Source organism: Psychrobacter sp. CX14, assembly GCF_057396205.2.
The window spans coordinates 309030-323618 of record NZ_CM183187.1 but is presented as its reverse complement, the minus strand read 5'-3'; the positions used below and the strand labels follow the sequence as shown (position 1 = coordinate 323618).

Here is a 14589-nt window from a genome sequence, read left to right as displayed (position 1 = left end):
TGAGTTTGTTACAATATAAAAAAAAGAGCCTCTGCTAATAACAAAGTCTCTTTTTTTATGATTAATTGGTCTAATGAATACCGTTTTATTTTATTTAAAACGCCATGCCAAAATACGCGTCGCTTTTTGACCATGCTGCATGTTAATGGTCTTAATCTGTCTAGCACCAACACGGCGCAGCAAGGCATCAAGTGGCTTTAAATTCTCTGAACGAGACACAAGCGTCGTAAACCAGTTCACTTGCTGAGCATAATCCACACTCTCGTTAATCATACGGGTGATAAAGGTAAATTCACCGCCTTCCGTCCATAGCTCTGCGTTTTGTCCGCCAAAGTTTAGATTGTTTTTGGCATCAGCGAAACGGTTTGCGTTTTGACTGTTTGGATTACGACGTGCACGGTTCTTTTGTAGCTTGGTTTGCTTACGGCTATTGGCCGTTAACACATCTTCCATAGACGCATGAAACGGTGGATTACATACGGTGATATCGAAGTAATCATGCTCACCGATAATACCTTTAAAGATATTTTTTGGATTGGTTTGCTGCTTAACGGTTACCATCTTTTTAAGATTGGGGTTAATCTCACAAATTGCTTTGGCGGTATTAATCGATACCGGATCAATATCGGTTGCAGTGAAATGCCAACCGTAGCTTTGACTGCCGACAATCGGATAAATCAAGCTGGCACCGGTGCCAATGTCTAATACGTGCGGCTTTATATTTTCTTGCTCTTTGACACTTTTGCTGTTGTTATCTGCTAATAAATCAGCAACTTGGTGTATATAATCGGCACGACCTGGAATAGGCGGGCACAAATAGCCTTTAGGCAAATCCCAGTATTTGATGTTGTAATGTAGCGCCAATAACGCCTTATTCAAGGTCAATACTGCATCAGCATCTGAGAAGTTAATGGTCGGTTCACCGCTTGGATTGGTGATGGTGTGCTTGGCGAGCTCAGGCAAAGCCTTGGTTAATTTATAAAAGTCATAGCGCCCATTATGTGGGTTACGCGGATGCAGAGTATTGGCTTTAGGCTTAGCGGTAGCAGAGGGCGTGGTATTTTTGGCCGCAGGATTGCTAGAGGTATTACGGGGTGCGTGCTGTGTCATAGGGATGAAAACTTATTTATAGAGTGGGGTGAATAACGGTGATTAGCGTAGCGCGTTTAATAGATGGGCTATTGGATACAGTATAAACCACAAAAAGATGGATAAATACTCATAGAGAGCACAGATTATAAAAACCATACTTTCGGTAATGTATGCAACCTGCCCGAGCCCTTTATTTATCAGGGATTTTAGGGTGTCTTTACCCTATGGATAACCTTCTAAAGAGGTAGGAATACAACATTATCAAAAATAAAATAATTAATAAAATCAGTAGTTTATGAGTTTGAACTAAAAGGCTGTTGAGAACTGCTTTTCAAAAGTTTTTATAAAAATATACTGATTAGGCGTTAGTTTAACAGGTTTACACAACAAACTTCTGGCTGATAGCGCTATAGTTTATTAAATGTCAGTACAGAATAAAGCGAAGCGGTGTGTTTATATAAGATATATTATTATCAGTAGTTGTCTTTTTCATAAGTGCTATAAAGACTTGATAGCTGCTTAATCATAAATAATGATAACAAAAGTGCGTGCTTGAGCGTTAATTTAGAGCGATTGTTTAGCCTCATTAAGGCAGCTATAGTGACGATTGGCGTTATCGTATCTAACCACTAGTCTGTGAGTTGTACCCTTTGACGCTTTAGACATAATTCTGAGCTAAAAGATACTGACATTGAAGTCTTACCAATCAGAATAATAATTAATAAAGAAGGATAATAATAATGAGTAATCAAATCAGGAATAATGAGCCAAACAAGCGAATAACTTATGACATTGAGGGATATATTTGTTTGATTGGTCTTAATCGGACCGACAAGCGTAATGCTTTTGACAGTCATATGATTGAACAGTTATCCGACGCCCTAACGCACTATGAAGCCGATAGCGAATTACGTTGTGCGCTAATTTTTGCGCATGGTGAGCACTTCACTGCAGGGCTTGATTTGATGGAGCTACAAGACAAACTCGATAAAGGGGTGTTTGCCTTTGATTCTACACAAATAGATCCGTGGGGTGTTAGCGGTAAGCTGCGTACCAAGCCGGTAGTTGTGGCTGTGCAAGGCACCTGTTTTACGGCGGGTATTGAGCTGATGCTTAATAGCGATGTGGTCATTGCGAGTGATGATTGTAACTTTGCGCAGATGGAGGTGCAGCGCGGCATCATGCCATTTGGCGGGGCAACCGTCCGTTTTGTGGCGGCAGCAGGGTGGCAAAAAGCCATGCCCTATCTATTAACCGGTAAGCCATTTGATGCAGTAACTGCAGATAAACTTGGTTTGGTGAGTGAAGTGGTGCCCAAAGGTGAGCAGTATAACCGAGCTTTTGAATGGGCTACTGAGATTAGTAAAGCCGCCCCACTTGGGGTGCAGGGCGTATTGGCCTCCGCGCAAGATGCCGCACGCAATAGTGCCGCCAGTGCAATGGCAAATATCAACGCCTTTTTACCGCCATTATTTGCGTCTGAAGATGCCAAAGAAGGCGTTATGTCGATGGTTGAAAGGCGTGAGGCTAATTTTAAGGGCCGGTAATATGCATGATTCTTTGATATTCAGTGGTAAAGCCGCAATGGACACCGACTATAAATATAATTTAGGTTTATTCATAATAAACTATCTCATCGTTGGTGTATTTAGCTATGACTTTTTAACTCGGCATGCTTTTCATCAGCATCCTATACTATTTTTATTATTGTTTGGTTTTGTAGGCTTAGTAATGGCTGCTTTTATAACTAAATTAAAAGCGTTTATACCACTTAAGACTTTATCAGTGAATATTATTTCCTCTTTTATAGCTGCATGGATTTATATTTTATTATTTGAACAATGTAGTGGTGTCGGTTGTGATAGAAACTTCCAAGATTATCTGTATTTTGTCGTCTATTTATTTGTCATTTTAAAGTTTTATGTCTCAGTATTGGTTATTACTTTTATTTATGGTCTGCTAAAGGTTAATCAAAATAAATTCAAATACTAAGTTTTGGTTCTGAGTCTAATAGGATAGATTTTTATCATTAATATTTGACTTTAAAAAGCTAAGAAAAGATTAAGGTGTTTTATAGAGTGCTGATAGGCTCAATTTTAGGGGTGATAGTTAATGCTAGATGACGTGGTTAAGTTTATTTTGGAATGGGTGGTTGAAGAAGCTGTTGAGTCAGGTATCCAAAAAACAAGCTTTAGGATAAAAGGTCGCCCCTACCTAACCTGTATTTATCGTGGTTTTATGTTATCTGTGGTTATATTTATTGGTCTGTCGATTTGGCACTTTATGAATAATGTATCACTAACCCAAACCTTAAATAGAGATCTTATTTTTAGTGGATCTCTGGGCGCAATCATCGCTTTTATTTTGTTGTTTATTACCGCTTGTTGGCGGCTGTTTACGCCGAGAAGTCATATTAAATAAGCGTATTTGAAGTGATTGGATTGGCGATATTTTATCCTAATTTCTTCCATGTTGATGAAAGGCGAGCATTTACATGCTAGACATTATTAACATCACAGCGCCCATCTTTATCATCATTGCACTGGGTTATCTCAGTGTTCGCACCCATCTTATTGACCCCCGCCACGCCAAAGGCATGGGCGCATTGGTCATGACGATTGCGCTACCTGCGCTCATGTTTAACGCCATTGCAGACATGCCTTTTCAGCAAGTCATATCGCCTAGTTATCTGCTCATCTATGCCATCGGTTCAGTGTTAGCGTTTGGGGTGGGTATCTTATTAACCAAAGGCATCTGGCGTCAAGACAACGTATCGGCAGCCCTCAACTCGACAGCATTATCCTACTCCAATAGCGCCTTTATAGGCTATGCGGTGCTGTCCGTGGTCATCGGGTCGAGCAAAGCTGCGACCTACCTATCGATGGGGGTACTGATTGAGAGTTTTATCATCTTACCGATGCTATTTATCATGGCAGATATGAGCACCGACTCCAACCAGTCCGTGGGGCAATTGCTACTTGGCATCGGCAAAAACCTCACCCGCAATCCACTAATTATAGCAATAGCCGTCAGTGTCAGCTTTTCCATCTTTAGCATTCCCATCCCGCAAATAGCCGCCCAAACTGCCAACATGCTCACAGGTGTTGCTGCCCCCGTAGCGCTGTTCGTCATTGGCATGAGCTTATATGGGCTTGAGATAAAGGGCGACCTACCCAAAATCACTACCATAGGACTCGGTAAGCTTATCGTACATCCGCTGCTGATGTTGCTTGCCATCGCGCTGTTTCCGAGCGATAACATACAGGACAAATATGTGGCGATGCTGTTTGCATCCGCGCCCACCTTCTCGACCATTGCCATCATTGGTCAGCATTATGGGCTGGTCAACCGCATGTCTGCCATCGTCATTATTTCAACGATTGGCTCGTTCTTTAGTATGAGTGCGGTGCTGATGTATTGGGAGGCAACGATTGGGTTTTAGTGTGGGTTGTTGAATGTTTAACTGAGATAAATATCAATGAAGCTATTTCCCGCTTTTCGCTACTATCTGCTGTCTTAAGTCGGGCGATGGGCTAAGGTTTGGCATGTCGCCTGCTTCGCGCGCCACGCCAAAACCAATCCCTCGCAACCGCCTTTATGCACCAGTATATCCGCTTCAATCGGGGCTAGCGGTCACATTACAATCTTGCAACTATGTATTGTGGTTAAGTAGTATTATAGATAAAGGTAAACAGACTGAAGTATTAGAACTAGATGCTAGTTGATAAACATGTAAGCTACCAAGTAGGCATTTTAAACAATCTGCCACTTGGTCCATCATCGTGTAAGGTTAATATTACCTCATCGGAAGAAAATATTTTGCTATCTTTATTGTCGACTAAACCAACCAGTTCTGAACTGATAGTTGTAATGATAATTTGTATACCTAAATTACTATACTCACGTAAAACTTCTAATAATAGCTTCTTTTTTCTATTATCTAAGCCTTCAAAAACACCATCAATATATAAGAACTTAGGATAATTTTTATCTAGATAGGCCCGTGATACCGCTAAATCAAAAGCAATGCATAGTAATTTATAATAAGTATTACCATCAGATTCACTTGTTGATTCACCCTTAATATCTTGGTAGTTGGTTTCAAATTCAAAGTTTCCGTTATCATTTAAATAAACATAGATACTCCCTTCTTTACTCAAGACCTTTGAAATGATTGAATTGAAATATAACCGAATTTTTGAAAAAATACTGTCATTATCTTCATTAACTTCATTAACGTTCAAGTCTAAAGTATTCTGAATATTATTGAGTTGAGAAACTAGCGTACGCTTATGCTTTTCTAAAGCTTGAATTTTTTCAATGTTTTCTTTCTGCTCTTCTAATGAGAATATCTCAGCCTCTTTTTTAGCAACCTCTCTGCTGGATTGTTTGAACTTATGAATAACTTCAGTTTCTGATAAAAAACCTATTTTTTCGGCACGTTTTTCATTTAATTCTTTTAAGGTTTGTTTGATTAGAGATAAGGCTTCACTTAATTCAATGAATTCTTGTTTTAAATAAAGGTTTCTTTCTTTATTAATAGAATTATTAAATGCTATTAACTGATTGAAATCTTTTTCTATTTGTTCAGGAAACAGAATTTTTGCTTCTTCGAATACTTTTTTCACTTTATCTGTTTCAAATTTAATTTTAGTTGTATTTAAAGCATCCTCAATATGACTGATCTTATTCTTTACGCTATATTCCTGCATGTTTAGTTCAACGATTTTACGATCCAAATTTTCAACCAGTTGACTAATTGATTCTTGATCAATATCTTGAAAGTCAAAGTTATCAATAAATTTTTTTATTTCTGTCAATTCGTTTTTACGTATTAAAAGCTTGTTATCAATTTTGCTTAGCTCTTGACTTATATTCTCCGAACCTAAAGGAGATATTATAGAAATACGATCTTTGACTTTATTGATTTCAATATTCTTTTCATAAGAGCTCCTAGCTAAGCTACCGTTAAAGCCCAATAAATCTGCAACATAGGGTTTCCAATCGATATCTTTCCCTCTTTTAAATTTATTTAGCTGAAATACATCATTAAAGTCTTGCTGGGTGCGTATTAGATAACCAATAACTTTTCTATAATTGTAATTATTAAGTGCATTAAAGTTCATCCAACTATCTAGTAGTGTCTTTGCTTTACCTATCGCCACATTCTTATGCTTCCAATGTTCATCTGATACTCGAGTAAAATCTTGCAAGGGCGTATCGTGAGTTATAAAACTTATTTTAGAGTTATTTTCTATTCCACGTTTTATAGTAAGGTAGTTATGGTCGTTTAACTTTAATTCCAAGAAGAAAACAAAGCCTTTAAAGACGTCATAGTTTTTAAAAAAGAATTGTTTTTTATCTTTTTCAACCAAAAACATAAAATCTATAATTTTGACAAGAGTTGTCTTTCCTAAGTTATGGGTATCATGTGTCGTGCTTTTAGGGTGTCTAATTTCAGCATAAATAACATTCAAACCTAAGTTAAATATTATAGGTTTGAATGTTTCCTCTCTATTGCTATATAGCTTAGATAGTCTCATGGGGTTTCTCGATATACTCTATAGAATCGGTTTTAGCTTGATATTCAACTAACCCTAAAAGATATAATAAGTTTAATGCAGGCATGAATAGAAATTCGCCACTTGTAATATTATCTTGAACATAGTTAAGTAGCGTTACATAGCTTACGACACGTTCAGTACGAATTTTCTTTAAAATCAAATAAGTTGCATATATAACGGTTTTGTCAGGATGGTTATGCTTTGTAATTTTAATCATTCTGATCTCCCAATATCGCAATTCCAATACATATAAAAAACCATTATTCTAGTCAATCTAATATTTTTAGATTGAGACAGTGTGTAATCAGTATTGATTAATCTTTCTACAAGCTCATTAAAAACATCATCAAAATATTCAAGCTCTCTTTGTCTAGGTAGTATAAAGCGTAACTGGAACTCTTCTATCGCATTTTGATAAGAATCTCTTAAATCTGAGTTTTGTGGATCACTTAAAAAGTCTTGAATGTAGTGAACATAGCTCAAGTAATTTTTTTCAAGTTCTTTTGAGAAACTAGAAGTCATATTATTTAACTTATTTTTCTCTATAAGAGGTGTTCTATTAACCGGACTAGCATCATAATTCGACATTGCCTCATCAAAAACATTTGAAAAATGAACTATAACTTCTCTAAGCTCGTCTGGTCTTATTGTAGGCGATTTAGTTAAAGGAATTAAATTCACCATATCTAGTATGTATCTGTAACGAGAAAGCCACGCATTTAAATCATCGATTCCTAGAATGGCAATATTAGATATATCTAGTCCAGTCTTATCTGAGATATACTTCTTTATTTCAGGCTCTTTATTGCCAGTTAATTTACGATTTGAGAAAAGCATATAGTTATTCAACTCACCACTTTTTACCAAAGCCTTTATTTTCTCGACTTCTATGGCAAGAGTATTGGTATTGGATGTTGGGCTATAGAAACCTGTTTCGCTAAAGTCTTTGTTGATACCCATAGTATGCTTGGCTTGAATAATGGTTGTGTCTTTCCATGGATCTTGAGTACTTGGATATAAATTGGCTGTACCATTAAATTTAGCATCTCTTCCACCATCAGGGCCTGAAGCAAAACCTTGTGTTCCTTCTCCCAATATTTCTTTACAAATAGCAACTACAAGCTTTTCAAATTCTGAAGGACTCATGTCTTGATATTGGTACATATAATTATATTTCCTTCGAATAGCGTATTTTCATGATGCTCTTCATTATTACAAACACATACTATTTTTTTAAAGTTATATTGTTATTAGATGATAACAAGAAAATGAAACTATTAATATTTCTTAGTTTGGTTAATGTGAATCATAAAACAGTTTTCAAATATATTCAGTGTCTATCAATAAGTTATAAAACATCACCAAAAAAGATGCCTTGAAGTGCGTTTAGCCCTAATTAAAGCGCATATCCTGACGCAGAAAATAAAGATGCGGACTGTGGTTTTCTGTGCTCACTTGAACAATGTACCATACCAAATTACTATAGTACGTACGCCATTATAAAGGCAGATAGTAGCGAAAAACAGAATTAGCCACTTAACGTCTAGTGTCTGACTATTTACCATAAAACTGAATTTTACCTCTACCTAGAGACCCATAAGGTAAACCCCATGACCCTCCGTCAAATGACCCTAAACGACTACGATGCTGTCTATAACTTATGGGTAAATACCCCTAACATGGGGCTCAATGATATAGATGATTCGCGGCAAGGTATTGAGCGAATGCTAAAGCGCAATCCTACCTTGAGTTTTGTCGCAGAAGATGAAAATAACAAAATTATTGGAGTAATTATCGCAGGCGAAGATGGACGGCGTGGTTATATTTATCATACAGCGGTTGATATGGCTTATCGCAATCAGGGCGTTGGTGAGGCACTGGTAAATCATGTGATGGATACGATGAAAGTATTGTCCATTAGCAAAGTTGGGTTGTTTATTTTTCAGCGTAATGAGAATGGTAATGGGTTTTGGGAGCAATTGGGCTTTGGTGTGCGTGATGACTTATACTATCGTAATAAGGCGGTCATTGAGCTTGAGCGGCTTGATACATAAGTCAGCGATAAACGAGGCATTTAAATCAAACACTTAAACCAGATACCTAAAACAGTCACTTTTAAATTTAGACATTCAAGTAAAAGAATCTAAATCACTTTAGACGAGAACCACACCATGCAATACAACTTTGATGACGTTATTGATAGACGCAACACCGGCTCAATTAAATGGCATTATGAAGATGACACCATTCCATTGTGGGTAGCGGATATGGATTTTAAAGCGGCGCCGCCTATTTTGGATAGCATTAGGAAGGTTATTGAGCATGGTGTGTTGGGTTATACCAAGCAGACTGATGCGCTGTATGACGCCATTATTAATTGGCACAGGACTCGTTATGGTCTGACGCTAAGCAAAGAAGATATCCTGTTTTCACCGGGCGTGATACCCAGTATGTCACTGATGCTGAACTTGTTCACCGAAGTGGGTGATGCGGTATTAATCAATGATCCTATTTATGCGCCGTTTGTCATTAAGACCAAACTCAATGGCTGTAAGGTCGTCAGCTCGGCATTAAAAGAAGTGAATGGGCGTTACGAGTTTGATTTAGCGGATATCGAAGCCAAAATTAAAAAGCACAAAGTAAAGGTGTTTTTGCTGTGTAATCCGCATAACCCAGGCGGGCGCGTGTGGACCAAAGATGAGTTAAAATCGATTCTTGAGCTGTGTAAAAAGTATCAAGTGGCGATTGTCAGTGATGAGATTCACCAAGATTTAACGTTAAGCGGACATCAGTTTACGCCACTTTTGAGCTTAGCGGATGACTATCAGCATATGGTGGTAAGCCTAACCTCGATGACCAAGACCTTTAATGTGGCCGGTATCAAAGGCTCGATGATCTTTGTTAAAGACAAGGCGCTACGTATTCAAATTCAGAAGCAACAAAAGCTCAATGACGAATATGAGCTCAATTTATTTGCTTATACAGTGATGAAAAGTGGCTATGAGCAGGGCGGTGAATGGCTCGAGCAAGCGCTGGCGTATATCGAGAAAAATATTGATTTCACCATCGATTATCTCGCCACTCATTTGCCTGATATTAAAGTAATGCGTCCGGAAGCGTCATATCTGATTTGGCTTGATTGCTCAGCGTATGGCGATGATGATAAAGCCTTGTATGACCAGTTAAGAGAGTCCAAAGTAGAGCTCAACTCTGGCGTTCAATATGGACAAGAAGGGCATCTGAAATTACGTATCAATGTGGCGTGTCCGCAGTCGATATTACAAGAAGGGCTGGCTCGAATGAAGCAAGCGCTAGTGGGTCATTAATTTAGATAGCAATTAAGTAGCTACTTACTCGACTGCGACTTAATTGAAAACGCAAAAAAAAGGGCTGGATTAAATGATTAATCCAGCCCTTTTGCATTCAAACGATAGGTATTTATTAAAAGCGCTTAATTAGGGCGTGTCCTCAATTCGTACGATTACACTTAAATGGGCTAAAAATAGCTAAATCTTGCCATACTGCCTCAAATAATGGGTAAATATCTCGATATTTACAGCATTATTTTCCTTGTCTGACTGCGATTTATCTTATTTTTATCACCATTTTCAAAATGAGGACACGCCCTAGATTATTTATCCAAATTTTGCTTATTAAGGGTGTCAAGCCTTTCTTCTTCAGCAATCTTGGCATCTTCATCTTCAATCATATTTCCCCACTCTTCTTGCTGAGCCAGAACTGAGCCTTCAGGCGCTTCAGAAGTGACTCCTTCTTCCCAAGGTGCGCTGTCAGCAAGCTCTTCAATATGAATGGTCTTGAGGTTGTAATCTGGCTGATAATGAAGGTCATAACGTGCGGCTTTAATCAGTGACAGCATCATCATCGACAAGATAATAATCAGCGGTGCACCGGCGACAATGGACGCCGTTTGTAGCGTTTGTAGGTCGCCTAAGAACATTAAAATTGCAGGCAATAGACACAAGGTAAATGCCCAGAACAAACGGTTCCAGCGATGTGGTTCGTCATCGACTTCTTTTTGTACCACTGACGCTAAGATGTACGAGATAGAGTCAAAGGTCGTGGCTGTAAAGATAACCGCTAAGAAGGTAAAGACCGCAACCACTAAGTACGACATTGGCAAGCTATTTAAGATAGCAAAAATGGCTGCTGTCGCTGACTCGTTATTTAAGATATCAATCACATCAACGATACCTGACATCTGTAAATACAGACCATAGTTACCTAGGATAATCATAAACATGGCACAGCCCATAGAGCCGTAGAACATTGAGCCGACGACCATATTTTGGATGGTACGACCACGCGAAATCTTAGCAATAAACAGACCAATGGTTGGTGCGAATACTAACCACCAAGCCCAGTAAAACACGGTCCAATCTTGCGGGAAAGTGGTGTGCTCAAAGCCAAGGCTACCAAAGTCTTTAAACGGTTCGATATAGGTCATCATGCGCGGCATTTCGGTAATCGAGCGGCCGATTGCCTCAAGTCCTGTGTTTAAGATAAAGACCGTTGGGCCGGCAATTAGAATAAACAATAATAGGGCGATAGCAAGGTAGAAGTTGATATTCGATAACTTTTGAATCCCCCCTTTTAGGCCTTGATAGGCACTATAAGCGAAAATCAGGGTGGTAATAAATAACACAGCTAACTGCATGGTGATATTACGCGGTAAGCCAAATAGGTTGTACAAACCTTCGTTAATCAGTGGCGAGGCCAGACCTAAGGTGGTTGCACCGCCGCCGACCATACCGAATACAAACAGAACGTCGAGCATTTTTGCCCAGTTACTGTTGGCTAATTTTTCGCCCAATAACGGCATTAAAGTCTGGCTAACTTTAAGCACTGGCGTTTGACGCACATAGTAGAAGTAGGCAATTGGCACAGCAGGTACGAGATAAATCGCCCACGCTACCGGACCCCAGTGGAAGATACCGTAAGTGGTCGCCCAACGGATAGCATCAGGTGTACCCGCATCAAGATTAAACGGAGGGCCCTGGTAATAATAGGCCCACTCAATCAAGCCCCAATACAAGATACTGGCGCCAATACCACCACAAAACAGCATGGCAGCCCAGGAGGCATCACCGAACTCTGGCGAGTCCTCTGGACGGCCCAGTTTGATTTTGCCGATATCAGAGAAAATGATGTAAATCACAAACATCATCGCCAATACGCCAAAGGCAAGATAGGCAAAACCGAAGTTGATGGTCACAAAGTTACGTGCTATGCCAACCCATTCTTTACCCTGTTCTGGATAAAAAATAAGCGGGATACAGATGGCAAACAGAATCGCCAGTACCATACCGAAGGTGAATTTATCGATACGGGTATCGGGGACGTGACCGGGTCTGCGCTGTGATATCTCCATATCAGCCTTAAAAGTGCCGAGACGAGGCGGTTTGCGATGCGCATTGGTGGTTTTGATAAAGTCTGGCAGGTATTCCTTCGTTTCCTTGGTATACCTAACCGAATTCTGCACGGGTCGTTGACCCTTCTTTTTATCATCAGGGGTAGTCACTAATATCTCCTATAATTGAACAAATAATATTTTCCAGCGATAGCTAATCGCAGCAAGTCAGTGGATAACCGCTTGTCTGCTTGTTTTTAGAGAATAAAGTTAAACTCAGTTTAACAGTCAATGTGGATTTAGCAATTGATTTAATAATATGATGCGCTATGTGCTCTGGCGAATAACTAGCCATATTGCCAGTTATTATCCAGAGATGGGTCAATGAGACCAATAAGACAGTATGACTGTTTCGATAACTGGCAAAGAAGGCCAGAGGGGGATAAGAGTATGTTACTCGTTTTGGTTTTAATCTAATAAATCAGTATGGCTGCTGTTTTATTTTGACCATCTGCCGCGCATAATCATCAAAAATGAGAATAAAATCGTAGTGACAATACTCAATATAAAAATATAAGGCAAATCTTGGCCCAATGACAAAATCATATTTAATAAATAATTAATAATAAAGACGACAACAAAGAATATTAAAATAGCTTTTATTTTCATAACCACGGTCCTATAAGCATGTAGGTGTTATTTATTGGCTGCAGCAGGGCATAAGCGCTGTGCAATATGTCCTAAAATAGACATTAATCTCTATAAATTAGCATTTTGCTAGTGAAGTTGCTGAGACAATCACCATAATAACCTAGAATCTTGTTAAAATAGACGCCAAATTATTTTTGCTGATAACAAGAGATAATTAGGGCGTATGATGCCCTAGCGACTCAAGACATTACCCACCCAAAAATCGGATGACATTATGACCACAGCCACACCCGCTATCAAACAAGACCGTATTTTAATTATCGATTTTGGCTCGCAGTACAGCCAGCTTATCGCCCGTCGTGTGCGTGAGTCTGGGGTGTTTTGTGAGATGTATCCTTATGACATCGATGCCGACCGTATCAAAGAATTTGGTGCTAAAGGCGTTATCTTATCAGGCGGCCCAGAAAGCGTGCACGATGCCAATAGTCCAAGAATCAATCAGGCTCTATTTGATTTAGAAGTGCCTATGTTAGGTATTTGCTACGGTATGCAGGCCATGGCCGATCACTTTGGTGGCAAAGTTCAAGCCAGTGATGTACATGAATTTGGCGCAGCGACCATTGATGTGACTGGCACCAGTGCGCTACTTGAAGGCATTGCCGATGAAAAAGAGCGCCGCCTTGACGTTTGGATGAGTCATGGCGACAAAGTGGTTGAAGCCCCAAAAGGGTTCGATGTGATTGCCAGCACGCCAAGCTGCCCAATCGCAGTAATGGTTAATGAGGACAAAAAATACTACGGTCTACAGTTCCACCCCGAAGTGACCCATACCTTGCAAGGAGATGTGTTGCTATCACGCTTTGTGCATCAAGTGTGCGGCTGCGCTGGCGACTGGACACCAGACAACATCATCGATATGCGTGTTGAGCAGCTCAAAGAACAGATTGGAGACAAGCAAGTTTTATTAGGCTTATCAGGCGGTGTGGACAGCTCAGTGGTTGCAGCATTATTACACAAAGCCATTGGCAAACAGCTTACCTGTGTGTTCGTTGACAATGGTCTATTACGTCTGCACGAAGGCGACCAAGTGATGCAAGTATTTGCTGAGAATATGGGTGTTAAAGTGGTACGTGTTGATGCCGAAGACCGTTTCTTGGACGCACTAGCAGGCGAGGCAGACCCTGAAGTCAAACGTAAAATTATTGGTAAAACTTTCATCGATGTCTTCTCTGATGCCGCGCGTGACATCAGTCAGGGCAGCGACGGTAAGCCCGTTGAATTCTTAGCACAAGGTACGATTTACCCAGATGTCATCGAATCTGCCAAGTCGCACCAAGGTAAAGCACACGTGATTAAGAGCCACCATAACGTGGGCGGTCTGCCAGAAGATTTGGCGTTTGAATTGGTTGAGCCATTACGTGACTTGTTCAAAGATGAAGTACGCAAGTTGGGTATTGCCTTGGGCTTACCGCACAAGATGATTTATCGTCATCCGTTCCCAGGTCCAGGTTTAGGCGTGCGCATCTTGGGCGAAGTCAAAAAGGAATACGCCGATATCCTGCGTCAAGCCGATGCCATCTTTATGCAAGAGCTTGAGCGCTCTGGTTGGTATGAGAAGACCGCTCAAGCATTTGCGGTATTCACTCCAGTGAAATCTGTTGGCGTGGTCGGTGATGGTCGCCGCTATGCGTGGGTCATTGCGCTCAGAGCAGTTGAAACCATCGACTTTATGACAGCTCGTTTTGCGCATCTGCCGTATGAACTGATTGAGACCGTAAGTAACCGTATTATGAATGAAATTGCGGAAGTATCGCGTGTGACCTATGATGTGTCGAGTAAGCCGCCGGCGACGATTGAGTGGGAGTAGGTTAGTAAACCAAATATACGCCTATTACTGCGTCAGACTCGCTTAAT

The 14589-nt window shown here is 39.9% G+C and carries 13 protein-coding genes; 8 read left to right on the top strand and 5 right to left on the bottom strand.

Annotated features, from left to right (window positions below; genetic code table 11):
* Positions 1-90: 90 nt before the first annotated feature.
* Positions 91-1110, bottom strand: coding sequence for a 23S rRNA (adenine(1618)-N(6))-methyltransferase RlmF (gene rlmF / locus AC2SLO_RS01390; protein WP_486539776.1), 1020 nt, complete (start codon positions 1108-1110; stop codon positions 91-93).
* A gap of 722 nt (positions 1111-1832) precedes the next feature.
* Here rlmF and AC2SLO_RS01385 point away from each other — a divergent pair.
* The 5 genes from AC2SLO_RS01385 to AC2SLO_RS01365 all read left to right on the top strand — a co-directional run bounded on the left by AC2SLO_RS01385 (position 1833) and on the right by AC2SLO_RS01365 (position 4817).
* Entirely contained in the window at positions 1833-2639 is an 807-nt protein-coding gene (locus AC2SLO_RS01385) for a crotonase/enoyl-CoA hydratase family protein (RefSeq protein WP_486539778.1), read from the top strand.
* A 1-nt stretch (position 2640) separates the two neighbouring features.
* Entirely contained in the window at positions 2641-3084 is a 444-nt protein-coding gene (locus AC2SLO_RS01380; protein WP_486539780.1) for a hypothetical protein, read from the top strand.
* A gap of 120 nt (positions 3085-3204) precedes the next feature.
* Positions 3205-3513, top strand: coding sequence for a hypothetical protein (locus AC2SLO_RS01375; protein WP_486539782.1), 309 nt, complete (start codon positions 3205-3207; stop codon positions 3511-3513).
* A 73-nt stretch (positions 3514-3586) separates the two neighbouring features.
* Positions 3587-4534, top strand: coding sequence for an AEC family transporter (locus AC2SLO_RS01370; protein ID WP_486539784.1), 948 nt, complete (start codon positions 3587-3589; stop codon positions 4532-4534).
* A gap of 103 nt (positions 4535-4637) precedes the next feature.
* Positions 4638-4817, top strand: a complete 180-nt coding sequence (locus tag AC2SLO_RS01365; RefSeq protein ID WP_486539786.1) for a hypothetical protein — start codon at positions 4638-4640, stop codon at positions 4815-4817.
* A 12-nt stretch (positions 4818-4829) separates the two neighbouring features.
* On the opposite strand, the gene AC2SLO_RS01360 is transcribed toward AC2SLO_RS01365, so the two are convergent.
* Genes AC2SLO_RS01360 through AC2SLO_RS01350 form a run of 3 tightly spaced genes read right to left on the bottom strand, consistent with a single transcriptional unit; the run spans position 4830 to position 7820 of the window.
* On the bottom strand, positions 4830-6635 hold the full coding sequence (locus tag AC2SLO_RS01360; RefSeq protein WP_486539788.1) for a hypothetical protein: 1806 nt from the start codon (positions 6633-6635) through the stop codon (positions 4830-4832).
* Positions 6622-6873, bottom strand: coding sequence for an ABC-three component system middle component 8 (locus AC2SLO_RS01355; RefSeq protein WP_486539790.1), 252 nt, complete (start codon positions 6871-6873; stop codon positions 6622-6624). Before AC2SLO_RS01355 ends, AC2SLO_RS01360 begins: the two co-directional genes overlap by 14 nt.
* A complete protein-coding gene (locus AC2SLO_RS01350) occupies positions 6870-7820 on the bottom strand; it encodes an ABC-three component system protein (protein WP_486539792.1) in 951 nt (316 codons plus the stop codon). Before AC2SLO_RS01350 ends, AC2SLO_RS01355 begins: the two co-directional genes overlap by 4 nt.
* 446 nt (positions 7821-8266) lie before the next feature.
* Between AC2SLO_RS01350 and AC2SLO_RS01345 the strand changes: the two genes are divergently transcribed.
* Both AC2SLO_RS01345 and AC2SLO_RS01340 read left to right on the top strand, forming a co-directional pair.
* Entirely contained in the window at positions 8267-8710 is a 444-nt protein-coding gene (locus tag AC2SLO_RS01345; protein ID WP_486539794.1) for a GNAT family N-acetyltransferase, read from the top strand.
* Positions 8711-8827: 117 nt separating this feature from the next.
* Positions 8828-9982 carry a MalY/PatB family protein gene (locus tag AC2SLO_RS01340; RefSeq protein ID WP_486539796.1) on the top strand — a complete coding sequence of 385 codons (1155 nt, stop codon included), beginning with the start codon at positions 8828-8830 and terminating at the stop codon, positions 9980-9982.
* A 305-nt stretch (positions 9983-10287) separates the two neighbouring features.
* On the opposite strand, the gene AC2SLO_RS01335 is transcribed toward AC2SLO_RS01340, so the two are convergent.
* The gene (locus tag AC2SLO_RS01335; RefSeq protein WP_486539798.1) at positions 10288-12195 is read right to left on the bottom strand and encodes a BCCT family transporter; all 1908 of its coding nucleotides are present in this window, start codon (positions 12193-12195) and stop codon (positions 10288-10290) included.
* Positions 12196-12949: 754 nt separating this feature from the next.
* On the opposite strand from AC2SLO_RS01335, the gene guaA reads away from it, so the two are divergent.
* The gene (gene guaA, locus AC2SLO_RS01330; protein ID WP_486539800.1) at positions 12950-14542 is read left to right on the top strand and encodes a glutamine-hydrolyzing GMP synthase; all 1593 of its coding nucleotides are present in this window, start codon (positions 12950-12952) and stop codon (positions 14540-14542) included.
* The last annotated feature ends 47 nt before the right edge of the window (positions 14543-14589 follow it).